This is a genomic window from Mucilaginibacter lappiensis (assembly GCF_050433765.1).
GTDB classification, from domain to species: Bacteria; Bacteroidota; Bacteroidia; order Sphingobacteriales; family Sphingobacteriaceae; genus Mucilaginibacter; species Mucilaginibacter lappiensis_A.
Map to the genome: position 1 here is coordinate 1042224 of NZ_JBNPWP010000002.1, position 22345 is coordinate 1064568.

Consider the following 22345-nt stretch of genomic DNA (forward strand, 5'->3'; position numbering starts at 1 on the left):
GGAATCGGGAACCTTGCAGGCTATTAAAATATATTATTATACCTGCATATCGGTTTTCTATTTTAATACTATATTAGTTTATACCAATTACCTACTCCAAATAAGGTCGTGATTAAAAAAGTAATACTGTATATCATATTATTATGGCCTCTTTGCGGTCTGGCACAATCAACTATTACGGGCCGGGTTTTAAGCCAGGCAGATAAAAAACCAATAGCCAATGCAAGTATATTTTTGAGTAATGCCTCGGTTGGTACTAAAACAACTAATGAAGGCACTTTTATATTATCACATGCCAGGCCCGGTAAGTATGATCTGGTGATATCTATCATAGGGTTCGAAAAATACAGCCAAACCATCATTATCAGTAATAATAATATCAGCCTGCCAGATATTTATATATCGCCCAAAACCATAGCACTGCAGGAGGTTAAAATAAAATTTAAAAGTGAGCCTAACCGCCAAAGAAATTATGAATGGTTTAAAGACGCGTTTTTAGGGCAATCACCGTTAGCCACAGAGTGTAAGATACTGAACCCCGAGGTGCTTGATTTGGCATATGACGAAGCTAACAACACGCTTACTGCTTCGTCTTATGACTTTTTGGAGATTGAAAACCAGGCCTTGGGATACCGGATAAAATACCTGTTAAACAATTTCATAAAGGATAGCCGGAATAAAGACGCGCAAAAGGTACATTTTGATGGCTCCGTTTTGTTTGAAGAAATGAAGGGCACGCCCCAGCAACAACAGCGCTGGCAAAAATTGAGGCTGCAGGTATATGAAGGTTCCATGATGCATTTTTTGCGCTCGGCAATTGGTAACCGGCTGGATGCGGAAGGTTTCAGGGTACTCCAGTATGCTAATGCAATAAACCCGAAGCGGCCGCCCGCTAATGTAATAAATGAGAAGATGGCCCTGTACAGAAAATTAGCAACCGGGAATAAGAATTATAATGATTCTGTGTATGTATGGGCCAAAAAAGCCAAACTGCCCAAAACATACCGAACGTTAATGCACTGGTCATTAAAGCCCGAAGAATTTATAAGCTCAACTGCACAGCTAAACATCTTCGCACTTGGCTGCGATAGTGATGCGCTGCATATCACTTACAATAAAAGTCATCATTTCCCCAAAAACGGACAGCTTAATAATTTAAATAATCCTTCCAACAGGGAAGTAACAGTATTGAGTTTTAATCAGTTTTTTACCTTTTTTGACAGTAATGGTGCTGTAGCAAACCCCAATAGTGTAGCATTTGAGGGGGCATGGGGCAAAAGCCGTACAGCCGAGCTGCTGCCATCTGATTATGAATCCGCACCGCTCGGCGGCGGGAATGATGAGGCCCCTGTATCAAAAAATATAGTTTCGCAAGTGCAGGATTTTAATGAAAAGCATGTTGCTGAAAAAGCTTACCTGCATTTTGACAAGCCTTATTATACCGCCGGCGATACTATTTACTTTAAAGCGTATGTAACGCTTGGTGCGGCTCGCCGGCTTTCTGATCTTAGCGGGGTATTGCATGTCGATCTGATCAATACCACTAATAAAATAGACCAGACCATTAAACTGCAGCTAAAGGATGGTATGGCCCGGGGCGATTTTACCCTGCCCGATTCATTGCCCAAAGGCTGCTACCGGGTAAGGGCTTATACGCAATGGATGCGGAATGAGGGCGATGGCAATTATTTTGATCAGTCCATCTCAATTGTGTCGCCAAAAAATATTAAAGTGCCTGTGGGCAGTACTGCGACCGTTATGGCAAAGGCTAAACCAGATATTCAGTTCTTCCCCGAAGGGGGAACGCTGGTGGCGGGCATCCGGTCGAAAATAGCGTTTAAGGCAATTGGAGCAGGCGGATTGGGCATTAACGTAAAGGGTGTAATAGCCGATAATGATAATAAGGAGGTCGCCACTTTCGGGTCGACCCATTTGGGTATGGGGTATTTTTACCTAACGCCACAGGAAGGGAAGACCTATACTGCAAAGGTTGTGTTTGCTAATGGCTCACAAAATATGGTTAATCTGCCAAAGCCCGAGGTAAAAGGGATCGTTTTGTCGGTTAATAATGATTCATTACCCAAAGCAACGGTGAGGATAATGGCGGATAAAGCCTGCTACCAGGAAAATAAAAACAAGGATTATATGCTGCTCATCTATTCTGGTGGAATAGCTAACACGGCTACCTGCCGACTGGACAGTCCGGTGATATCTCTTGATATTTTAAAAAGGCGCCTGCATACCGGTGTGGCTACGGTTACCCTGTTTTCGCCGGCCGGTGACCCATTATGCGAGCGTTTGTTGTTCGTTCAAAACTATGATCAGTTAGGCCTTGCCTTAAGCGGCAATAAAACCAGTTATGCCAAACGGGAAAAGGTAAATATCAAATTGCAGGCAAAAACACGGGCAGATGAACCTTCGGCAGGGCATTTTTCGGTATCGGTTATCGATGAAAATAAAGTACCGGTTAATGAAAATACGGAGCATACCATACTTACCGATCTTTTGCTAACCAGCGATCTAAAAGGCTATGTAGAACAACCAAGCTATTATTTTACAAATATTGATGAGCAAACCGCGGCTGGGCTGGATCTGGTGATGCTTACCCATGGCTTCCGCAGATTTGAGTGGAAACCACTTTTGTACAATAGTTATCCGCCCATTACTTATCAACCTGAAAAGGCGCTGGAAATAAATGGCACTACGAAAAGCTTGTTCGGGAAACCGCTGCCAAATGCTACGGTATCATTGATATCAAAAAAGGAAGGTTCTTATTTGAGCCAGGTAACAGATAATGAGGGCAGGTTCCGTTTTAGTAACCTTGTGTTTGATGATAGCACAAAATTTATACTGCAGGCAATAAATGTAAAAGGCCAAAATAACACGCAATTGAACCTTGATCAGGATGCTCCGGGGCCAGCAGTGGCAGCATGGGTAGATAAGCATAATGATACTGATGCTACTACAATTGCCGATCTGATAACACCCTATCAGCTTGGCAAACCCAAAGGCATCATGTTAAAGGAGGTTAAAATTAAGGATAAGGCTTTAAAAAGATATGATGATTATCGTTCATCATCCTTAAGCGGGCCCGGGCATGCCGACCAGGTTTTTGGCAGGGATGATCTTGATAAAATAGGCGGCATCCGGCTTTCAGAAATGCTGGCGGGAAGATTAAAAAGAGGACTTAGATCATCCGGTGGACAAATAGTGGGCCAAATGGGGAATAGCCCTTTGTTGACGCTTATTGACGGTGTTGAGATAAAAAACATTGATGATATTAACCAACAGGATGTGGAAACCATAGAACTGTTATTGGGGGCAAATGCAGCTATTTATGGACCACGGGCAGCACAAGGTGCTTTGCTAATAACGACCCGCCAGGGGGGCGAAAGAGCGGCGAAGGACATGCCATCAAAAGGTATTTTACCGATAACGCCCCAGGGTTTTTATAAAGCTCGTGAATTTTATTCGCCTAAATATGATAATGCTGCTTTAAGCAATCAACCCGATCTGCGCACTACCATTTACTGGAACCCGGAACTGGTAACAGATCAGGATGGCAACGCGTCATTTAACTATTACAATGCCGATGGGCAAGGCACCTATCGTTTGGTTATTGAAGGGATTGATGAAAATGGTAACCTGGGCCGACTGGTATACAGGTATAGGGTAAATTGAAAAGATTATTATTCCTTTAAACTGACGTTAATGCACCCTTATATTTACAACTTATAAAACCAAAAGGCCATCCCTCAGGTATAACTATAAAATAACAAGGTAATGGGAGTTGAAATTGAACGTAAATTTTTGATAGATCATGAAAAATGGCAACAATTGGCTAAGCCGGAAGGCAAGCACTACCGCCAGGGTTATATTTTAAGCGATGATACCAAAACCATTCGTGTACGTATTACAGACGAACATGGCTATATCACCATTAAGGGAATTACAAAAGGTATTAGTCGTAAGGAGTATGAATATATTATCCCGGTGAACGAAGGGGCTGAACTGCTTGATAATTTTGCGGTATCAGAGCTTACAAAGATCCGTTATCGTATCAGTTTTGACGGTAAAATTTGGGAGGTTGATGAATTTTTGGGCGATAATCAGGGCCTGCTGATGGCCGAAATTGAATTGGAGCATGAAGCTGAAACGTTTAAGTTGCCTCCATGGATCGCAACCGAGGTAACTGACGATAATAGGTACTATAATTCCAGCCTGTCGATAAATCCGTTCAACAGGTGGCAGGTATAGGAAATTTTTGCTGCCTATGCACTTTCGGGTAAGGCAAATAGCTGGTCCTGTTCAGACTCATCTTTAACCGTTTTAACATACTTATTGCCTTTGGGACAAACCGCGGGGATCAGCGTTGTTTTGTTGCCATATTCGTCAATAATATAAGCCTCGCCTTCGCTGTTCTTTATCCAGTCGTAAAGTTTCGCACGTTCTGTCATTCCTTTTACGTTGATGCGCTCATTCACCCACTCCAGCGAATCTATTGCTATATAGGGGTTTTCATGTAACCCGGCATCTGTTTTTATACATAATATACGCACTGCCATTTGTTCTTTTGCTTTAATTAATAGGTACTATAAAATTAAAACAAATGACAAAGCAGTAAAATAGGTGTTTTCACCCATTTGGTTTTGCGTAAAACTACCTGATTGGCATTATGAATATAACCGGAATAAACCCCGGAGGCAAGTAATTTTAAGCCCGAAAAATTAAAAAAAGATTGGAGGAGGATCGGCTATAAATTAAAGGGGAGAGGGAAAAAAATAAATATCCTGGTTTAAGGCAAGAACCTAAACCAGGATATTTACAAATATTAAGACCAGCCAGTGCCTTTTTTGGCATTACCGTTTTTAATATGTTCTTCGGCAGTTGCCTTACCCATAATGGCGGCCATTTTATTGCCAGCGCTATCTTTACCGGTTGCAATGTACCTGCCCGATTTAATGTCTATTACCGGATCGATCATTGGTACATTTTTAGTTTTTGTTTTTACTGAATACGCGGTGATACCGCTTCCTTTTTCTGTTGCCATGATAAGTTCTTTTGTTTTTTAATGTTAACCCCATATAAGCCGAATTGTTTCGGCATTAGCTATAATTGGTATTATCGTGTAAACATGCATTAAAATTTTTTAATTCAAAATACCTGTGGTAAATATTTTGTTAACACATCTATTTTTTTGTTAATAACGTATAAACAGCTGTGTCTGCAAAGGCCTCATTATAAAAATGATCCTCCTTAAAATAGGCTTCACGCACAAAATTATTTTTTTCGAGCAATTTTATTGATGCCGTGTTGCGCGGATCAACATTAGCCTGTATAGTGTGCAGGTTCATAACCCCGAAACCATAACTTATAACGGCTTCTAGGGCCTCCTGCATAAGGCCAGCACCCTGAAAGGCGGGGTTTAGCAGGTAACCTATCTCGGCCCGGTAGTTCTCTTTTTCTATACGCCAAAAACCAATACTGCCAATAAATTGCGACTCGTTTTTGAGTGCTATGCACCAGGTAATGCCGCTGTTGCCGCTCAGTAAATCGTTAATAACTTTTATCAGGTTTATAGCATCATTTAAGGTTTTTGTAAGCGGACGTGCTATATATTGCATGATATCGGGATTACTCCGCAGCTCAAAAAGATCGGGAGCATCGGCATAAGTAAACTGTCGTAATACCAAACGCGGGGTAGTTAAAACAGGGAAGGGGGTAAAATTTAAATCAAGCATTAGTTGGCAGATGATAAAGTTACCTGTGTTTTTTTCATCAGGCTGTTGTTAAACTTCACAATGAGTTTAAAGAGATCAGTATACTTAGTAAGGGGTAGGGTAGCGCTGATATCATAAACATCATGATAGGCTTTTATACCACCCAGTGTGTAAATGAAAAAAGCGGGCACACCCTTTTCGGTAAAAAAATAATGATCGCTGTTGGCAGCTTTGCCCCGTGGGTTTACCTTTACCAGGTAATTACCAACGCTGTTGATTTGTTTCAAAGCGGCAAATTCCTGTGGATAAATAGTAGCGTTTACTACGGTGATACCCTCAATTCCGGTGCCGTTAAGGTCTAAATTGATCAGAAAACGGATGCTTTTAAGCGGGATCAATGGGTTTTCGGTAAAGTATTTAGAGCCTAACAGCCCGGCTTCTTCGCCCGAAAAGCAGATGAACGCCATGGTATAAGGCTGCGGATGCGCCGCGTAATACTTAGCCAAACCCAATAATTCACTAACGCCGCTGGCATTGTCATTAGCCCCCGGAAAATAGGTATTGATGCCCATGCCACCCAAATGATCATAATGCGCGGTCATAACCAATACCGAATCGGGTTTTGAAGTGCCTTTTACTACACCACAAATGTTGGCGGTTTTAAAATCGGGGATCACCACATTTTCAATATCAGCATTAATGGTTGCCGGTAATTGTTTTACCGCTTTTTTATCCATTTGTATCAAGGTATAATCAAGGGCTTTGGCTTCAACAGACCAGGTGAGCTTATCTTCAAGCGATAAAACGATGCGGTTTTGCTTATCAACAAAATGTGTGCCGTCTATCTGGTCCAGTTTGCCTGTTCCGGTTACACCTTTACTATCGGGGCTTACAATATAATCTTTACCAGGCCTAAGCTCCATACCATTGATCAAAACCTTCATTTTGCCCGGAAACGTGTTAACCGGGTAGCTGAATTCCTGCAGATAGCTTTTACCATCCATGGGCTTTACGCCATAAGCTTTAAACTGCGCCGTTAAAAAAACGGCTGCTTTATGCACACCATCATTCGTATAACCACGACCCCAAAAGTAAGGTGAGGTAAGGGTATCAACCGTTTTACGGGCAAACAGGCTATCCTGTGCCCGTAAGCAGTTGGTGGTTAGTAATAATAAAAGCGCAAGTTTAAATTTCATTTTTAGGGTAAATAAAACGGCTACATAAAACTATCAGCCTCGCGATAGGCTTTGATCAGTGCCAGTTCGCCTTCTTTTCCTTCGCCGGCAGTGCCATGCTCCATACCTATTACGCCTCTATACCCTTTATCGTATATGTGTTTAAATATGTTTTTATAATTCATTTCGCCGGTGCCGGGTTCTTTACGACCAGGATTATCGCCTATCTGATAATAACCTATCTCGTCATAAACCCAATCAAGTGTTTGGATAATGTTGCCCTGGTTACGTTGCACATGGTACATATCATACAAAATTTTACATGACGGACTACCTACCGCCTTGCAAATGGCATAAGCCTGATCTGGCGTGCGTAAAAACAGGTTAGGGTTATCGCTCAGGGGTTCCATTACAATCACCAGGCCATGCGGCTCTACAATGGCGGTACCTTTTTTCATGGCTTCAATAACGTTGGCTGTTTGTATGCCAATAGGCAGGTTGCGCACAAAATCGCCGGGGACAACGGTAACCAGTTTACTGTTAATACGTTTGGCTACTTCTACCGCCTCCTTACAACTGGCAATAAACTTGTCGAGATAGTCGGCCTGGCCCGATGCCAGCATGTTGGTATCATTGCCTAAACCGGGTTGTACAAAAACACCCATACCCATACCAAGTTTGGCCAGCGTATCGCCAATTTTTTTCTGTTGATCTGCCGGGCGCTTTGCCATGCCATTATCTTCAATAGCACGGAACCCCTTATCGTAAGCAAATTTTATCTGGTCAACAAAGTCGGCACCGGCATGGTTTTTAAACATGCCATCGTGTATGCCATAGTTTAAATGGAAGGGTTTGTCGGTATTAGTAAGAGTGTTGCTGCTAACTGCTGCTTTTAAAGCACCTGTTGTAAGTAATGATGCACCTGCAAGCACCGAGCTTTGCACAAAGTTTCTGCGTTTCATAGGCAATTGGATTTGAGGAAGCAATATAAATAAAAAGTTGTGAGTAGCGAGTTTTAGCGTGATGTATGCCGCAGGTAAAGAGAGGCGTGGCAATGCCGCAATGCCGGGGTGGTTTTAGGCGAGGTTATTCCAAAAAAAGTCGTATATTTGTATCACAAACGGAAAATTTATTGCTATTTCCCTTATAGCCACCTGCTAATCAATTCTTGTTGATCAGGGTTCATTTTTATCCCCGCTGATACCGTTGCTGCCCGGAAATTAATTGATGATCCTCTTCATGTATGTTAAAATTGGACGTTGGTTCCGTTGATTGGAGTTTTATAGGTTTAAACCGGGGAAAGGCACATTGTTTAACTAAATTTTTAATAAATATGGCTAAATCGCAAGCGACCTTCATGAAAAAACAACTCGAAAAAAATAGGCAAAAAAAGAAAGAAGATAAAGAACAGCGCAAATTGGAGCGCCAGCAAAATGGTGGCGGCAGCGATCTGGAAAGTATGATGGCTTACGTTAATGAATTTGGAGAAATAGTATCAACTCCGCCCGAAAAGAAAGTATAAACTTTCCTTTTACAATTTATGTAGTGTAACAAATAAATGCTTACACTACATAACAAATTGTAATTCTATAGTTAGAATTTCCCCAAAACCGAATTTGTCTGCAGATATTCGCTTGAATTAATAATTCCGATTGAATAACTTTACTGCAACAAAATTCACCCACATGAAACCGATTTATATTTTAGTAACAGGCTTGATATTATTATCGGCAAGTATATTTATTGGTTTCTTTTTCCGGGGCATAAACGATACCTGGTATGGTTTTTTTATGGGCTTGAGCATAAGTGTCTTATTTGTGGGGGTAATTAAATTGCTGAAGATCAGGCAATCGGCAGCGCAAAAAGGTTAAGAACCCCCGATAATCCACCTTATTAAATATCATGTCAGGTAATTGAACCTTTTGCTATTTAAATTGTCATATCCAATATCGATATTTATAAAACAATCATGAAGATAAAACTATGCCTGCTGTTGGCGGTGGGGCTGGGTACCTCGTGCTCGGGCACTCATTCTAATAACACAGATACTTTAACCACAAGCGGCAATCATAAAGATACCGCGTTGGCCAATGCAGCGGATGCGCCGCCGGTAAACATGCAATATTGTTTTTACCATACCGATGGTACACAAGCCCAGGATACTACCTCAGTTAACATGCTGATAAACGGTGATAAGGTAACCGGTAAAATGAGCTGGCTGCCCAAAGAAAAGGATGCGCGTAAAGGAACCATAACCGGTACGCTTAAAGGCAATGCTATTAAAGCCGTATGGACATTTATGCAGGAGGGTACAAAAGATACCCTGGGTGTGGAGTTTCAGTTAAGGGGTAACGCGCTTGCGCAAAAACCTTATCAGTATGATGCTAAAACCGGCCGGCAGCAAACCAATATCCAAGCCGATTACAGCGTAATTTACAGCATGAAAAATTGCAGTAATTAGGCCAAAGTATTACATTAGTTAAAATATAAACCACTGATAATTTAATATGAAGAAAAGAGAGACCAGTATACTGTACCTTGTATTGGGGCTATACACCCTAATGATTAGCTGGTATTATAATCATTCGATAATCTTATTGCTTTTTCATTACCTGTTTTGGCCTGTTTACCTGGTGTATGAAATATTAATAGGTCATTTGGCAAATGGCATGTGGAAAACCATCCCTTTATCGTACTTTAACTAATAAAAATACTTTTTAGCATGAAGTGATAAAATGCCCGGCTGTTTAGCCGGGCATTTTTTATGACTTGATTAGCGTTATAGCTTTACAGCGGTGTTAAGCTTTTTCAACCACCACGGCGGTGCCGTAGGCCAGTACTTCGGTTATGCCCTGCATAACTTCATTGGCATCATAACGCATGTTGATAATACCATTGGCACCTAATGCCTGCGCGTGTTGTATCAAAAGCTGGTAAGCCTCTTCACGGGCATTTTCGCAAAGCTCAACATAAATAGAAAGCCTGCCGCCAAAAAGCGATTGAAAGCCACCCGCGATGTTACCGAGGGCGCTACGGCTGCGTACAGTAATACCGCGTACCACGCCTAAATGTTTAACTACATGATAACCCTCTAAAGCGGTGCTGGTTGTAATAAGTGAAGTATCCATTTGTTTTTAATTATTGGTATTGATGTATTTTATAATTAGATACCTCATTGATTCTATAATTACAAATGAGGCTTTTTTTATTTTAAAGCAGGTTGTCATCCTGAACTTGTTTCAGGATCCCACAGGACAATTATCCGGCACGATGTAGCCCTGAATGTGAGGTGCCGAAACAAGTTCGGCATGACTTTCAAGTTTTATGTTTCAGGCAAACATTACCTGTATTTACAAAGGTATGAGCTTTGCACAGTGGTTTTTACCTTAAATGAAGTATTGGCTTCAACCTCAAATGATTGCCCGCCGGTAAATGTTTGCCAATCCTGTTCGCCGGGCAATAACGCTTCCATTTGTCCCTCAATAATGGTCATGGTTTCGTGGCTCGAAGTGCCAAATTCATATTCACCTTTTTCAATAACACCAATGGTTGAGCGCCCTTGAGCGGTAGTATAGCCCAGGGATTTAACAGCGCCTTCAAAATATTCGTTTACGTTAATCATGCTTGATAATTTTAAGGCCTAATATGCTTAAATAAAATCAATTGTTTAATAAATACCCTATACATATTGCGTAGGCTGAAAAAGCATAATGTTAAAATATGTGAAAAAAGTAACTTTGGTTGTAATTATTACTTCGTAAAGAGCGTTATTTGCATAAAATTTATATATGAAGAAAACTCAACTACTTATGCTGTTGCTTTTATCAGCTATATGTATCCAAAGCTGTAAAAAGGACGAAACTACCACTGCTTCTACAATTTCTGATAAAATACTGTCTGCAAATATTAATGGTACTGCATGGAATCCCGATACCGTAAGTGCCGCAATTACATATAACGATGCTGCTAAAACCAAAACTTTTAATGTAGTTGGCACTGCCACTCAGCAAAGGGTGAGTATCAGTGTAGCTATACCAAACAGCACCAATACCAATGATTTTACTTTAGCTACTTATAAAGTTGATGCTACCACCAACGTAGTATTAAAATATTTTACTTACCAACTGCAGCCTGGCGGCGGGTATGATTATACCCAGGTTGGTGTTGTTGAACCCAGCTCAGGCTCGGTGATCATCACCGCTATTGATACAACCAAAAAACTAATAACCGGTACCTATTCTTTTACTGCCAAAAAAGTAAATTATGATAGCGATGGTAATATTATATCTATTGAGATACAGCAGGTTTTATTGGGTACGTTCACCAATTTGCCTTATACTTTTGTAAGTAACTAAACGGCAGTTTTTCAAAGCCTGCATATATATAGTTGAATTAAAATAAATACTTTTTTAGGCGAAGCCTCATGGCAAGGCCGGTAGAATAAGGGTGTACCTTGTTTTAAAATATAAAAGCCTCCTGATACTATTAGGAGGCTTTTTCATTTATGTTAACCTATAGCCGGTTTAATTACCTGGACGTGTAGGTGTGGTTGGTGAAGGTGGTGTTGGCGTAGGGCTTGGTGTAGGTGTAGGTGATGGTGTTGGACTTGGCATTGGTGAAGGTGGTGTTGGTGCCGGATTAGGATCGGGTGTAGGCGTTGGAGTCGGTGTTGGTGTCGGAGTCGGGCTTGGCACTGGTGTTGGAGTCGGACTCGGTGTTGTATCTTTAGGTGTAGGCGTTGGGACAGGCGCCGGTGTTGTGCTTTTAGGCGTTTTCTTCTTTTTCTTTTTATCAGGAATAGTATCCGTAACCATCACTGTTTTTTTAACATTTAAACCGTTTGCTTTTTGCTGATCATCAGCTTTATGATTACCTGCAAAAACTACCGAGCAGGTAAATGTCAGTGCAATAGCTGCAGCTGCTAATCTTAAATTTTTCATAACGTTTTTCTTTAGATATTTTAAAAATTAACTAATATGATAACGTGGTGAAATGCAGAATGTTTTGATTAATTAACATTAGCAAGATTTAAAATACTGATAATGAATGGTTTATTTGGATTTTTTTTCTTCCAAACAAATATGCCCAAAAATCACTTTGGTTTTAGGTATGGCATCATCAAATAAATCAATTTATAGTGCACTGGCGGCAAATCTGCTTATAGCGGTTACCAAATTTATTGCAGGCATAATCAGCAACAGCGCCGCCATGATTGCCGAGGGTGTTCATTCGCTGGTTGATACCGCAAACCAGTTGTTGCTATTGCTTGGTTTACATCAAAGTAAGAAAAAGCCCGACGCCAGGCACCCCTTTGGTTATGGCAAGGAATTGTATTTTTATTCGTTCATCGTATCTATACTTATCTTTGGTTTGGGGGGCGGGGTTTCCATTTATCAGGGTATTACCCACATTATACATCCCGATATGCCCGGCAATCCTACCTGGAGCTACGTGGTATTATGCTCATCTGTTGTGTTTGAGGGTACATCATTCATTATATCGGCAAAGGAGTTTAACAAATTACGTGGCGACCAAACCTGGTGGCAGGCTATCACTAATAGTAAAGATCCATCAACTTTCCTGGTATTGTTTGAGGATGGCGCGGCAGTGATCGGCTTATTCATCGTAATGATCTGCTTATTTGTAGGGCATAGGTATCATTTAAATTACCTGGATGGGGTAGCCTCCTTACTGGTGGGTTTGCTACTCATTGGCGTATCTATCATACTGGCACGCGAAAGCCGCAGCTTATTAATGGGCGAGGGGATAAGGAAAGAAACTAAAGCGCGAATAACCCAGATTGTGGAGCATGATGCCGATGTATTAAAACTGATGCATATCCTGTCAACCTATCAGTCGCCAAGCGAGATCCTGCTTATGCTCATTGTGGCATTTAAACCAAACCTGGATACCGGACAGATAAACGAAGCCATTTCGCGCATCCGCAACCGCGTAAAGGACGAGTACAACCTGATCCACTTTGTGATCATTCAGCCCGATATTTATACGGATAAGATTGATCCAAATGTGCAGACTTATATTTAGCCTGGGAGGGATAAAAAACTCTATTTATCTTCAAAAAATATCACTATACTGCATCGCTAATAAACCCATTACCCATGATAAAAACAGAACTGCAAAAAATGCTCGATGGCGAACTGTATGATGCCAGCGATGCGGAACTGGTAGCAGGCCGTTCAAAAGCCCGTAAACTGTTTACCGAGTATAACGCCTTAAGCTATGATGATAAGGATGGTAAAAAAGCCATTTTAAGGGACTTGCTGGGTGGTTTTCAAAATAGCATAGATATACAATCGCCGTTTTATTGCGATTATGGCTCTAATATTTTCGCGGGCGATAACCTGTTCCTGAATTTTAACTGCATTATATTGGATTGCGCCCGCGTAACTTTTGGCGACAATGTATTTTTAGCACCCAATGTGCAGATATATACCGCTTATCACCCGGTAATAGCAGCCGAACGGATCAAAGGCCCCGAATATGCTGCGCCCATTACCATTGGCAACAATGTATGGCTGGGTGGCGGTGTAATTATATGCCCCGGCGTAACCATTGGCGATAATACCACCATAGGTGCAGGCAGTGTTGTTACCAAAAATATCCCGGCCAACGTGGTGGCGGCTGGCAACCCTTGTAAGGTGATCAGAGAACTATAATTTATAGGCTAAATGGTTATGGCTTCATCAGCAGGAGCTATCCGTTTAGCTTGTTTAACACCTTGTTTCAGCATCTTCAATTCGGCCACTATAATAAAGCTTACGATCACCAAAAAGCCCCAGGAGCTTATTTTTTGATAGTTCACCATAGCCCAGCCATTGTGCTGGTAAGCATATTTCCAGGCACCAAGCAGGGTAGCCACATTTTCTGCCAGCCATATAAAAAAACCAATGAGCAGGAATGATAGTATAGTAGGCATACGGTAAGCCTTGCCACCCAGGTAAAATACCACTATTGATCGTCTGAAAAAATAAAGGATCAGTAAACCTATCAGGTATCGTACGTCATATATAAAATGATTGGTGAAAAAGTTAAGATAAATAAAGACGCCTATAACCCGGGCAGTATAGTGGTGTGGCCAATGCAGTATTTCAAGATCAAGCCGTCGCCAGGCCTGGCATAGGTAACTGGCCACGCTGGCATACATAAAACCACTGTATAAAGGCACACCAAAAAGCTTGGTATAGGCAAATTCAGGATAAGTCCATGAACCATAATGTACTTTAAAAAGCTCCATCATGAGGCCCAAAAGGTGAAAAATGCAGATTACCAGTACCTCGTCGCCGGTTTCAATTTTGGTGTAATACATGGCCGCTTGTATCAATACACAGGCCATCAGCATAAAATCATACCGGGGCATAACGCCTTTAAACAAATGCGAAACGGCCAGCATGGTAAAAACCAGTGCCGGAAACAGGCAAGCCAAAGCTTGCTGCCTAACAAATGTGAAGAAGTGGCGGATACCGGTTTTCAATGCTTTAAGATTGTATATATAAATTATCAAGATTTTTTACCTGCGATTTATAAGTTGACGGAAGCAGGGCATCGCGTAAAAAATTATTCAGCTTTATGAGCCTGAATAATTTGTATATCTTCAAAACGGGCAGCAGCCAGGCCACTTTATCTAAGGGCAAATGGTTGCGTATCTCTGGCGATACCACCAGCAGTTGGGCCTGTTTTAATACCTGGTAACGTATTGGGCCGAGATGCTTTTTATACTGGCGGTACAGATCGATAGTTAGTTCGCCCACTACCAGGTTTTGTTGCAGGTGTTCTTGGCGCATATGCAGGTATGCAGAATAGCTGCCTGGTAAACCGGTAAGCTGCATCCGTGCGCCAACGCGTTTAAATACAGCAAAAGTTTGGGCTTTTTCAATATTGGTAAGCGGGCGCTCCAATAACTCATAGGAGCGGATAGAAAGATCAATAAGCAGGAACAGCACATCGCGGTAGGCCCAGTCGGGTATTTGTTCGCCGCGGCTGGCCTCAACACCTTTGTGAATGGCCGTAATTTTATCAATAGCCCGTAATGCTGCATCCTGCTCCGAAAAAAGGATCTGCCGGGAATAAGCCACGGTTGAAAACAGCCGCCCCAAAGGATCGGCAGGGAGCCTGCCGGTAAAATACAGCCAGTCTACCGCCTTGTTTAGTGCAAATTCGGCAGCAGCACCCGCAAAAATAAACAGGATAGTATCAGCCTTACCCCATATTTTCCGCACTATCGAATCCTTGTCTACAAAATATTCCATGGTTATTTAACTTTTATTTTAGTGGGCCTATGTGTGCCGGCATCAGGTACAGCCCTTAGTTTTTCAATAATTATTACCAATGTTATGCCCAAAGTATAGCACAGCACATCCAGCCATGAAAAAGAATGCCCCAACAATAACAAAGCCGGTCTTGAGTTTTGCAGGCCCAGCAGCCCTACTAAGTTAAAATACTGTGATATCTCGGTCGCATAGGCAAATAACAATACGCCGACGGCGGTTTTAAGTACAGGTGTATTTATAAAACTTTTAATAAGGCAATAGATCAACACTACCACCAGAAAATCACCTGCATAGGGGCGTATAACATTATCATGTACGTAACGCTCAATGAATCCTTCTGCCAGTAAAAGCAAGAGGGCCGGAGTGAAATATTGATAGAATTTTACCATTTGTTAAAAGTACTTTGTTTTTCAAAGTAAATGATAAATAATGAAATTTGCAAGCGGAACAGAGAATGAAACAGGTTTACGGTCATATTTTATCCGGGCTCACTGGTAATTGATATTCTAAATGGGGAACCGTTAACAAGATCAAAGCCATTATGGTTAAAGTGATGACTTTGTTTTCATGGTTTACTTTATCCTCCTGATTGTTATATAAGCGGCCATAAAGTAAATACTAATCAGATTAAGTTGTTGTTGGCTAAATAGATTGTATCCATTTTGTAGAGTGTTATGAATAAACTGTATACCAAAATATTCTCAAAAGGTTTAAGGTTTTATATCCCATAAAAATGTACCCTGCAACAAACCATTCCTCCAAAATTTCCGTATTAATATTAAACAGTAAAACACAGCGCTTTAGCTGTTTTAAAACCGATAAAAGGACCTGAAAATTGATAGTCAGATATTTTATTTTTTTGTAATAATTGTATATTTTAGCCGTGTCCCCCAAACCTAAAAATGAGCACAATTACTTATAAATGCAGTAAAGCGTTATGGCTTATTGGCATCATTATACCCTTTGCTATAGCATTTATTTGTGTTGCTGATCTTAATGATCATAACTGGCCTGGCATATTACCTGTAATTGCCATTCTTACAGCTGTTGCTGTTTATTATTGCAAGCAGTGCTTTACCTATGATTTAAAAGATAAAGCGGCCCTGCTGCTTGATAATGAAAAGCTGATCTATTATATTGAACATAAGGTGATCTATTGGAAAGATATCACGGATATCAGTTGCGGGAAAGCGCGTGGCCAGGGTTTGTCTATTTTTTTTACTGTAAAAGGCGAAGGGATCCGTAATAGCTGCATCTGTATACCTACCGATTTGGTTGAGGGTAATGACTGGGACATATACAACGATATTGTTAAACGGTATTTTAAAGTGAAAAGCAAGGAGCTTTCGTTAACTACTTAAGTATTAAAGTGTGATAAGGTTTAGGGTTATTAGCGATTGCCAAAGTTCCATGAACCCAAAGCTATAACGCCAACAATGACAACAACTGCTACAGCTATTGACCCTATAATTAACACATGATGCCCTGTAGTACGACGGTGTAATGTTTTTTGATAGGCCGCCATTTTAAATGCTTTAATATAAGCTGAATCTTTTAGCAGCGAGGTGTCACTTACCATTGAAGCGGTAGGTTTAAAGTGGTCAGAAGTATTGGGAAAATGGTGCGCCCTGAATTGCCCCATGGTATTATGATCAAGTTTAAACCTCTTTGCATCGGTGTTGGCAATTTCAAACATAGCCGAATCGCGCGAGATAGTTTGTGCATTTGTTCCAAACGCCGCTATAAAGAGCAAGGAAGTAAAGAGCAGGGCTTTCATACTACATTATTAAAATGTAACAATACTGATACAATTTAGAATTAAAAAATCAATAAACAATATTTATTGATAATAATTATTTGATTTTTAGGCGATTGTGAAGTTAACTGTATACTATTAACACAATATTCGTGAAGGTGATAGCCGTAAAAATGATGAGTTTATTGGAGCCTGAAGACTTAGTTGTGGTCGTCTGTGATGAGAAAGCGGAAGTTGTGCGATTCCTTCCCAGGAAGGGGGGCAGGGGTTATGCGTTATGGTTTATATGCTATAAAAGTATATCAACAGATCGTAGAAACCCCTCCCTGCCATTACGGAACCCGCCGCACCCCTCCCGTGGGGAGGGAATAAACATTTTCAGGCTTCAACCCGCACCTCGCCACCGCCCACCCGTAACACACCATATTCCACAAACCCTCAACTTTTCCACAATCCCTTAAAACCGCAGCCAATGCATTAACTTTACCCGATTAACAAAAGGAATAACCGCTTGGCTAAAGATACTACCAAAGAAACCCCCTTAATGCAGCAATATAATGCCATAAAGGCTAAGTACCCCGGTGCTTTGCTGCTGTTTCGCGTGGGCGATTTTTACGAAACCTTTGGCGAGGATGCAGTGAAGGCCGCAGGCATATTGGGCATTGTACTTACCCGCCGTGGCAATGGCGTGGGCACCCATATTGAACTGGCCGGTTTCCCGCATCATTCGCTCGATACTTATTTGCCCAAACTGGTGAGGGCCGGACAGCGCGTAGCCATCTGCGATCAGCTGGAAGATCCTAAAACCACCAAAACCATTGTTAAGCGCGGTGTTACCGAACTGGTTACTCCCGGCGTGGCCACCAATGATAATATACTGAATCAAAAAAGTAATAATTACCTGGCCTCGCTGCATTTTGAAAAAAACACTATAGGTATTGCGCTTATTGATATTTCGACAGGTGAGTTCCTGACCGCGCAGGGTAACAGTGATTATATCGACAAATTGCTGCAAAGCTTTTCGCCCAGTGAGGTGATATACCCCAAGAGCCGCTCGCGTGAGTTTAAGGATACTTACGGCGACCGCTTTTATACCTACGCCCTTGACGAATGGCCTTACAGCGGCGATTATGCCAACGAAACCCTGCTCAAGCACTTCGGGGTAAAATCATTAAAAGGTTTTGGTATTGATAAGCTTAACCTGGGCATTATTGCCGCGGGCGTGGCCATCCATTACCTGAACGAGACCGAGCATCGCAACCTGCAGCACATATCATCCATAGGCCGTATTGAAGAAGACAGGTATTTGTGGATAGACAGGTTCAGCATCCGTAACCTGGAACTGGTGGGCTCGGCCAACGAGAACGCCCTTACCCTGGTTGATGTGCTTGACCATACCTGTTCGCCCATGGGTGCCCGTTTACTGCGCCGCTGGATAGTAATGCCGCTAAAGGAAATAAAACCTATTAACGACCGCCTGGGCGTGGTGGAGTACCTGATAGCCCAGGAAGAGCTGCGCGAAAATCTGCAGCAATACATCCGCCAGATAGGCGATTTGGAAAGACTCATCTCTAAAATAGGTTTGCAAAAGGCTAATCCGCGCGAGGTTTGTCAGCTTAAAAAGGCATTGATAGCCATTGGCTCGATTAAAAAAATAGCCGAAACATCAGAGAGCCAGCCACTACGGGCCATAGGCGAACAGCTTAACCCCTGTACGCTCATCTGCGAAAAGATAGAACGGGAACTAAATCCCGAGCCGCCGGTCATGATCGTAAAAGGATCGGTAATGCGCGAAGGCATTAATGAGGAACTGGACAGGTTGCGCAAGATAGCTTTTGGCGGCAAAGGTTACCTGCTCGAGATCCAGAAACGTGAGGCAGAATCAACCGGGATCCCATCGCTTAAAGTATCGTTCAATAACGTGTTTGGCTATTACCTGGAGGTTACCCATAGTCATAGGGATAAGGTGCCTTCTGAGTGGATCCGCAAGCAAACGCTGGTAAATGCCGAGCGCTATATTACCCCTGAACTAAAAGAATACGAAGAGCAGATATTAGGTGCCGAAGAGAAGATCCTGGCGCTGGAAACCCGCTTATATAATGATCTGCTGTATTCGCTTACCGAATATATTAAGCCTATACAGCTCAACGCCCAGCTGATAGCCCGTTTGGATGTGCTGCTTAATTTTGCTGCCATATCCATCAAAAACTATTACGTAAAGCCGGATATAAATGAGAGCCGTGTGCTTGATATTAAAGGTGGCCGCCACCCGGTGATAGAGAAAAACCTGCCGCTGGGCGAAGAATATATCACCAATGATGTGTACCTCGATTCGGAAACACAGCAGATCATCATCATTACCGGTCCCAATATGGCGGGTAAATCGGCGCTGTTAAGGCAAACCGGTTTAATTGTGCTCATGGCGCAAATGGGTTGCTTTGTACCGGCCAAATCGGCCTCGATAGGGGTGGTTGATAAGATCTTTACCCGGGTAGGGGCGTCGGACAACTTATCATCGGGCGAATCGACCTTTATGGTGGAGATGAACGAAACGGCCAGTATTTTGAATAACCTGTCGGACAGGAGCCTGATCCTGCTGGACGAGATAGGCCGCGGTACGTCCACCTACGATGGTATTTCCATCGCATGGTCCATTGCCGAGTACCTGCATAACCATCCAACTGCAAAAGCCAAAACGCTTTTTGCCACGCATTACCATGAGCTTAATGAACTGAGCAATACCTTTAACCGCATCAAAAACTTTAACGTATCGGTAAAAGAGGTTGGTCACCAGATCATATTTTTACGTAAGCTGGTTCCTGGCGGCAGCGAGCACAGCTTTGGGATCCACGTAGCCAAGCTTGCCGGCATGCCTCTAAAAGTATTGAACCGTGCCAACGAAATATTAAAGAAACTGGAGAACGAACGGACCGGTGGTGAACATATTAAGGAAAGCATCCGCAAGGTGCAAAAGCAGGCCGTACAGATGCAAATGTTTTCCATTGATGATCCTGTACTGGTCAAGATCCGCGATACATTAAATAATCTCGACGTTAATACCCTAACCCCGGTTGAGGCCCTGATGAAGCTGGATGAGATACAGCGGGTGATAAAAAGCTGATGGATGTGCGGATATGTAGATGTGCGGATGTGCGGATTCAGATGTGAAAATGATAAAACGAAAAATGGTTGAGCGAGAAACGCTCAACCATTTTTCGTTTTAGTCTACGCTCAATTTCCCTTCAATAGAATCATCCAAAGTTTTGCCCATTGCTGCACCAACCAATTGCTTTGCGAAGGCAATAGCGTTACCGTGTTTATTGTCCCAATAATAGCCCTCAGTTGGTTCAACTTTAATTACGGATATACGCGGGTCATCTTCACCTTCGGTAAACCATACTTTTAGTATCGGTTCCCAAAGCTCTTTGATCTTTTCCTTATCATCGTTAACTGTGGCTATGCCGTAAATATTCAGAAAGTCGGAATGTGCCGATCCCTGGAATAGCAGGTGAACCATGGGGTCTTTGGAAAGATCGTGGTTCTTATGGCTGTCCTTCGAGCTCAGGAACCACAGATTCCCGTCATCGTCAATTTTTTGTACAGCCATTGGCCGCATGGAAACAGGAATACCTGTTTTGATGTTACTCAGAAAAAAGCAGCTTTTTGCGCTGTCAACCAATTCTTTGATCTTGGCTATCGCCTCCGGGCCGCCCAGATCTTTGTAATTATCCTCTGGTTGTTGTTGGTTAATACTATCCATTTTTAGAATGTTTTAATAGGTGATTGTTATATTGACAACCCATCAAAACACTTATTGTGTGGCTATAATTAACTTTTAGGATAATTAATTATTAAATACGAGAAATCTGGATCAGGGCGCGAACACCACCATTCTATCCGGATAGCGCATGGCGTATGATGAAACTATATTTTTGATATAGTCATTACCCGGATAAGGGGTAAGGTAATTTTTTAGCTGCTGGATATTATCGGCATCAAAATAATGGGAGATATAACCCATGCCATAAAACTGGCCTTTCTCCACCAATATACAGCTGTGTTCATCACCGGTACGACCTTCATCGCGGATGGCATAGGTTGGCAGGGCCTGTTTAAGCTCGTTAATGGCGTTATTTACTTTCAGGTTATACTCATCAACCGGTTCTACGCCCTCGCAGGCACAGGAGCTGCCGTTGGCACCCAAACAGGGATCATTGTTTTTTTGTATAAAACACAGCTTAGGACAAAGGCTAAAGGCTTCAATCAGCTTGTTTAATAAGTTGTAACCTTCTAACAGGGAGTTACAGGTATAAATGGGATCGCTGTATTTACGGCGTTTATCAACTGCCAAACGTAAATAGCCGCGCTGGTCCTCAAAAGCATAAAGGCAATAAGCGTTTTCGAAGCGTTTTAGTGAGCGGTTATACTTTGGCCACAGGCGTTTGATCTCGATAGCCTCCAACACAAAAGCAATCAGCTCGGTTCCGCAAACCTGGTGCGTAACCTGACAAATGTTGCGTAAAAACTCCTGCCGCTGCAGGCCCGGGTTATTGCCCGTAAAATGACTGCTTACCCGTTTTTTGATATTTTTAGCTTTACCCACATATATCACTTTGCCTTTTTGATCATGAAAATAATATACACCCGGTCCGTATGGCAATTGGTCTATATCCGTTTTGGGCAAATTAGGAGGCAATAACTGCTCTTTAGAATTTTGTTTTAAGGCGCTTTTAATGTGACCATTACTATCGCTGTTAAGCAGCAGTGTAAACAGCTCGGCCGTTGCTTCCGCATCGCCTGCGGCGCGGTGGCGGCTTTCATTATCAATGCCCAAATGCCGGCATAAACGGCCGAGGCTATAGGATGGCAGACCCGGCAATATTTTACGGCCCAGGCGTACGGTACACAGTTTATTGCATTGCAGATCATAACCTGCCGCTGCCAAATGATAACGTACAAATGAATAGTCGAAGTTTACGTTATGGGCTACAAATATTTTTCCGTGAATCAGGTGGTAAACATCGGCTGCAACATCCTCAAAAGGAGGGGCGCTTTGTACCATCTCGTTAGTGATACCAGTTAACGCGCTGATATAGATGGGGATCTCTTTATAAGGGTTTACCAGGGTTTCAAAGCGTTTAACTACCTTTTTACCATCATGTATGCATATGGCAATTTCTGTTATGCCATTAGCGCTGGCGTGCCCCCCGGTAGTCTCAATATCAACAATTGCATACATAATTCAAATGTAATACAAGTTTGCTAATTGTTTTAGTTTTTTTTGAATTTAAGATTTTGGGACTGTATGACTATGGGACTATTAGATTTGTCATTCGTCAATTGCGACGCCTTGATGATTGGAAAATAAGAAAGCCCAGGAATTAATTCCTGGGCTTTCTTATTTTC

The 22345-nt window shown here is 42.1% G+C and carries 25 protein-coding genes; 11 read left to right on the forward strand and 14 right to left on the reverse strand.

From position 1 onward, the window contains the following. The first annotated feature begins 108 nt into the window (after positions 1–108). Complete coding sequence (locus M2273_RS09970; protein ID WP_429396143.1) at positions 109–3681, forward strand: carboxypeptidase regulatory-like domain-containing protein; 3573 nt, start codon at positions 109–111, stop codon at positions 3679–3681. Between the two features lie 102 nt (positions 3682–3783). After that, positions 3784–4257, forward strand: a complete 474-nt coding sequence (locus M2273_RS09975) for a CYTH domain-containing protein (protein WP_429396145.1) — start codon at positions 3784–3786, stop codon at positions 4255–4257. A gap of 14 nt (positions 4258–4271) precedes the next feature. On the opposite strand, the gene M2273_RS09980 is transcribed toward M2273_RS09975, so the two are convergent. From M2273_RS09980 to M2273_RS10000, 5 genes are all read right to left on the reverse strand, one after another. Continuing rightward, a complete protein-coding gene (locus M2273_RS09980; RefSeq protein ID WP_429396148.1) occupies positions 4272–4565 on the reverse strand; it encodes a hypothetical protein in 294 nt (97 codons plus the stop codon). Positions 4566–4831: 266 nt separating this feature from the next. Beyond that, the gene (locus tag M2273_RS09985; protein WP_429396151.1) at positions 4832–5050 is read right to left on the reverse strand and encodes a hypothetical protein; all 219 of its coding nucleotides are present in this window, start codon (positions 5048–5050) and stop codon (positions 4832–4834) included. A 139-nt stretch (positions 5051–5189) separates the two neighbouring features. Continuing rightward, a complete protein-coding gene (locus M2273_RS09990) occupies positions 5190–5741 on the reverse strand; it encodes a GNAT family N-acetyltransferase (RefSeq protein WP_429396154.1) in 552 nt (183 codons plus the stop codon). Next, complete coding sequence (locus tag M2273_RS09995; protein WP_429396156.1) at positions 5741–6916, reverse strand: M28 family metallopeptidase; 1176 nt, start codon at positions 6914–6916, stop codon at positions 5741–5743. Before M2273_RS09995 ends, M2273_RS09990 begins: the two co-directional genes overlap by 1 nt. A 20-nt stretch (positions 6917–6936) precedes the next feature. Continuing rightward, positions 6937–7857, reverse strand: coding sequence for a hydroxypyruvate isomerase family protein (locus M2273_RS10000; protein WP_429396159.1), 921 nt, complete (start codon positions 7855–7857; stop codon positions 6937–6939). A gap of 395 nt (positions 7858–8252) precedes the next feature. On the opposite strand from M2273_RS10000, the gene M2273_RS10005 reads away from it, so the two are divergent. The 4 genes from M2273_RS10005 (at position 8253) to M2273_RS10020 (ending at position 9600) form a co-directional block, all read left to right on the forward strand. Continuing rightward, on the forward strand, positions 8253–8417 hold the full coding sequence (locus M2273_RS10005) for a hypothetical protein (RefSeq protein WP_344757819.1): 165 nt from the start codon (positions 8253–8255) through the stop codon (positions 8415–8417). A gap of 163 nt (positions 8418–8580) precedes the next feature. Continuing rightward, the gene (locus M2273_RS10010; RefSeq protein ID WP_429396162.1) at positions 8581–8766 is read left to right on the forward strand and encodes a hypothetical protein; all 186 of its coding nucleotides are present in this window, start codon (positions 8581–8583) and stop codon (positions 8764–8766) included. A 98-nt stretch (positions 8767–8864) separates the two neighbouring features. Beyond that, on the forward strand, positions 8865–9356 hold the full coding sequence (locus tag M2273_RS10015; protein ID WP_429396165.1) for a hypothetical protein: 492 nt from the start codon (positions 8865–8867) through the stop codon (positions 9354–9356). A gap of 46 nt (positions 9357–9402) precedes the next feature. After that, positions 9403–9600 (forward strand): hypothetical protein, encoded by a 198-nt coding sequence (locus M2273_RS10020; RefSeq protein WP_429396168.1) that lies wholly within the window; start codon positions 9403–9405, stop codon positions 9598–9600. A 93-nt stretch (positions 9601–9693) separates the two neighbouring features. On the opposite strand, the gene M2273_RS10025 is transcribed toward M2273_RS10020, so the two are convergent. Beyond that, positions 9694–10023, reverse strand: coding sequence for a YbjQ family protein (locus M2273_RS10025; RefSeq protein ID WP_429396171.1), 330 nt, complete (start codon positions 10021–10023; stop codon positions 9694–9696). Positions 10024–10235: 212 nt separating this feature from the next. After that, entirely contained in the window at positions 10236–10517 is a 282-nt protein-coding gene (locus M2273_RS10030; RefSeq protein ID WP_429396174.1) for a pyrimidine/purine nucleoside phosphorylase, read from the reverse strand. A 166-nt stretch (positions 10518–10683) separates the two neighbouring features. On the opposite strand from M2273_RS10030, the gene M2273_RS10035 reads away from it, so the two are divergent. Beyond that, positions 10684–11250 carry a hypothetical protein gene (locus M2273_RS10035; RefSeq protein WP_429396177.1) on the forward strand — a complete coding sequence of 189 codons (567 nt, stop codon included), beginning with the start codon at positions 10684–10686 and terminating at the stop codon, positions 11248–11250. Positions 11251–11418: 168 nt separating this feature from the next. Here M2273_RS10035 and M2273_RS10040 read toward each other — a convergent pair whose 3' ends face one another. After that, a complete protein-coding gene (locus tag M2273_RS10040; protein WP_429396180.1) occupies positions 11419–11835 on the reverse strand; it encodes a hypothetical protein in 417 nt (138 codons plus the stop codon). Positions 11836–12004: 169 nt separating this feature from the next. Here M2273_RS10040 and M2273_RS10045 point away from each other — a divergent pair, with 169 nt between their 5' ends. After that, the gene (locus M2273_RS10045; RefSeq protein ID WP_429396183.1) at positions 12005–12940 is read left to right on the forward strand and encodes a cation diffusion facilitator family transporter; all 936 of its coding nucleotides are present in this window, start codon (positions 12005–12007) and stop codon (positions 12938–12940) included. 74 nt (positions 12941–13014) lie between these two features. Continuing rightward, positions 13015–13572, forward strand: coding sequence for a sugar O-acetyltransferase (locus M2273_RS10050; RefSeq protein WP_429396186.1), 558 nt, complete (start codon positions 13015–13017; stop codon positions 13570–13572). Positions 13573–13580: 8 nt separating this feature from the next. On the opposite strand, the gene M2273_RS10055 is transcribed toward M2273_RS10050, so the two are convergent. From M2273_RS10055 to M2273_RS10065, 3 genes are read right to left on the reverse strand one after another with little or no spacing between them, the layout of a single operon-like run. Next, the gene (locus M2273_RS10055) at positions 13581–14417 is read right to left on the reverse strand and encodes a DUF817 domain-containing protein (RefSeq protein WP_429396189.1); all 837 of its coding nucleotides are present in this window, start codon (positions 14415–14417) and stop codon (positions 13581–13583) included. Further along, positions 14392–15162 (reverse strand): oxygenase MpaB family protein, encoded by a 771-nt coding sequence (locus M2273_RS10060; RefSeq protein WP_429396191.1) that lies wholly within the window; start codon positions 15160–15162, stop codon positions 14392–14394. Before M2273_RS10060 ends, M2273_RS10055 begins: the two co-directional genes overlap by 26 nt. 2 nt (positions 15163–15164) lie before the next feature. Further along, on the reverse strand, positions 15165–15572 hold the full coding sequence (locus M2273_RS10065; protein ID WP_429396194.1) for a DUF2809 domain-containing protein: 408 nt from the start codon (positions 15570–15572) through the stop codon (positions 15165–15167). Between the two features lie 513 nt (positions 15573–16085). Between M2273_RS10065 and M2273_RS10070 the strand changes: the two genes are divergently transcribed. Next, positions 16086–16544 carry a hypothetical protein gene (locus M2273_RS10070; protein ID WP_429396196.1) on the forward strand — a complete coding sequence of 153 codons (459 nt, stop codon included), beginning with the start codon at positions 16086–16088 and terminating at the stop codon, positions 16542–16544. Between the two features lie 29 nt (positions 16545–16573). Here the strand turns inward: M2273_RS10070 and M2273_RS10075 are convergent, their stop codons facing one another. Continuing rightward, positions 16574–16960: a hypothetical protein gene (locus M2273_RS10075; protein ID WP_429396199.1), complete on the reverse strand. Its 387-nt coding sequence runs from the start codon at positions 16958–16960 to the stop codon at positions 16574–16576. A 490-nt stretch (positions 16961–17450) separates the two neighbouring features. On the opposite strand from M2273_RS10075, the gene mutS reads away from it, so the two are divergent. Then, positions 17451–20060, forward strand: coding sequence for a DNA mismatch repair protein MutS (mutS, locus tag M2273_RS10080; RefSeq protein WP_429396202.1), 2610 nt, complete (start codon positions 17451–17453; stop codon positions 20058–20060). A gap of 99 nt (positions 20061–20159) precedes the next feature. On the opposite strand, the gene M2273_RS10085 is transcribed toward mutS, so the two are convergent. Then, positions 20160–20699 (reverse strand): pyridoxamine 5'-phosphate oxidase family protein, encoded by a 540-nt coding sequence (locus M2273_RS10085; RefSeq protein ID WP_429396204.1) that lies wholly within the window; start codon positions 20697–20699, stop codon positions 20160–20162. A gap of 111 nt (positions 20700–20810) precedes the next feature. Next, positions 20811–22178 carry an exonuclease domain-containing protein gene (locus M2273_RS10090; protein WP_429396207.1) on the reverse strand — a complete coding sequence of 456 codons (1368 nt, stop codon included), beginning with the start codon at positions 22176–22178 and terminating at the stop codon, positions 20811–20813. Positions 22179–22345: the final 167 nt, after the last annotated feature.

Excerpts from the sequence above, each read along its gene's own strand:
- M2273_RS09985 (WP_429396151.1), bottom strand. The coding sequence starts at position 5,050 with ATGGCAACAGAAAAAGGAAGCGGTATCACCGCGTATTCAGTAAAAACA.
- M2273_RS10045 (WP_429396183.1), top strand. The coding sequence starts at position 12,005 with ATGGCATCATCAAATAAATCAATTTATAGTGCACTGGCGGCAAATCTG.
- M2273_RS10015 (WP_429396165.1), top strand. The coding sequence starts at position 8,865 with ATGAAGATAAAACTATGCCTGCTGTTGGCGGTGGGGCTGGGTACCTCG.
- M2273_RS09995 (WP_429396156.1), bottom strand. The coding sequence starts at position 6,916 with ATGAAATTTAAACTTGCGCTTTTATTATTACTAACCACCAACTGCTTA.
- M2273_RS10090 (WP_429396207.1), bottom strand. The coding sequence starts at position 22,178 with ATGTATGCAATTGTTGATATTGAGACTACCGGGGGGCACGCCAGCGCT.
- M2273_RS09975 (WP_429396145.1), top strand. The coding sequence starts at position 3,784 with ATGGGAGTTGAAATTGAACGTAAATTTTTGATAGATCATGAAAAATGG.
- M2273_RS10070 (WP_429396196.1), top strand. The coding sequence starts at position 16,086 with ATGAGCACAATTACTTATAAATGCAGTAAAGCGTTATGGCTTATTGGC.
- M2273_RS10000 (WP_429396159.1), bottom strand. The coding sequence starts at position 7,857 with ATGAAACGCAGAAACTTTGTGCAAAGCTCGGTGCTTGCAGGTGCATCA.
- M2273_RS10010 (WP_429396162.1), top strand. The coding sequence starts at position 8,581 with ATGAAACCGATTTATATTTTAGTAACAGGCTTGATATTATTATCGGCA.
- M2273_RS10065 (WP_429396194.1), bottom strand. The coding sequence starts at position 15,572 with ATGGTAAAATTCTATCAATATTTCACTCCGGCCCTCTTGCTTTTACTG.
- M2273_RS10035 (WP_429396177.1), top strand. The coding sequence starts at position 10,684 with ATGAAGAAAACTCAACTACTTATGCTGTTGCTTTTATCAGCTATATGT.
- M2273_RS10075 (WP_429396199.1), bottom strand. The coding sequence starts at position 16,960 with ATGAAAGCCCTGCTCTTTACTTCCTTGCTCTTTATAGCGGCGTTTGGA.
- M2273_RS10085 (WP_429396204.1), bottom strand. The coding sequence starts at position 20,699 with ATGGATAGTATTAACCAACAACAACCAGAGGATAATTACAAAGATCTG.
- M2273_RS10030 (WP_429396174.1), bottom strand. The coding sequence starts at position 10,517 with ATGATTAACGTAAACGAATATTTTGAAGGCGCTGTTAAATCCCTGGGC.
- M2273_RS10060 (WP_429396191.1), bottom strand. The coding sequence starts at position 15,162 with ATGGAATATTTTGTAGACAAGGATTCGATAGTGCGGAAAATATGGGGT.
- M2273_RS10040 (WP_429396180.1), bottom strand. The coding sequence starts at position 11,835 with ATGAAAAATTTAAGATTAGCAGCTGCAGCTATTGCACTGACATTTACC.
- M2273_RS10020 (WP_429396168.1), top strand. The coding sequence starts at position 9,403 with ATGAAGAAAAGAGAGACCAGTATACTGTACCTTGTATTGGGGCTATAC.
- M2273_RS09990 (WP_429396154.1), bottom strand. The coding sequence starts at position 5,741 with ATGCTTGATTTAAATTTTACCCCCTTCCCTGTTTTAACTACCCCGCGT.
- M2273_RS10025 (WP_429396171.1), bottom strand. The coding sequence starts at position 10,023 with ATGGATACTTCACTTATTACAACCAGCACCGCTTTAGAGGGTTATCAT.
- M2273_RS09980 (WP_429396148.1), bottom strand. The coding sequence starts at position 4,565 with ATGGCAGTGCGTATATTATGTATAAAAACAGATGCCGGGTTACATGAA.
- M2273_RS10005 (WP_344757819.1), top strand. The coding sequence starts at position 8,253 with ATGAAAAAACAACTCGAAAAAAATAGGCAAAAAAAGAAAGAAGATAAA.
- M2273_RS10050 (WP_429396186.1), top strand. The coding sequence starts at position 13,015 with ATGATAAAAACAGAACTGCAAAAAATGCTCGATGGCGAACTGTATGAT.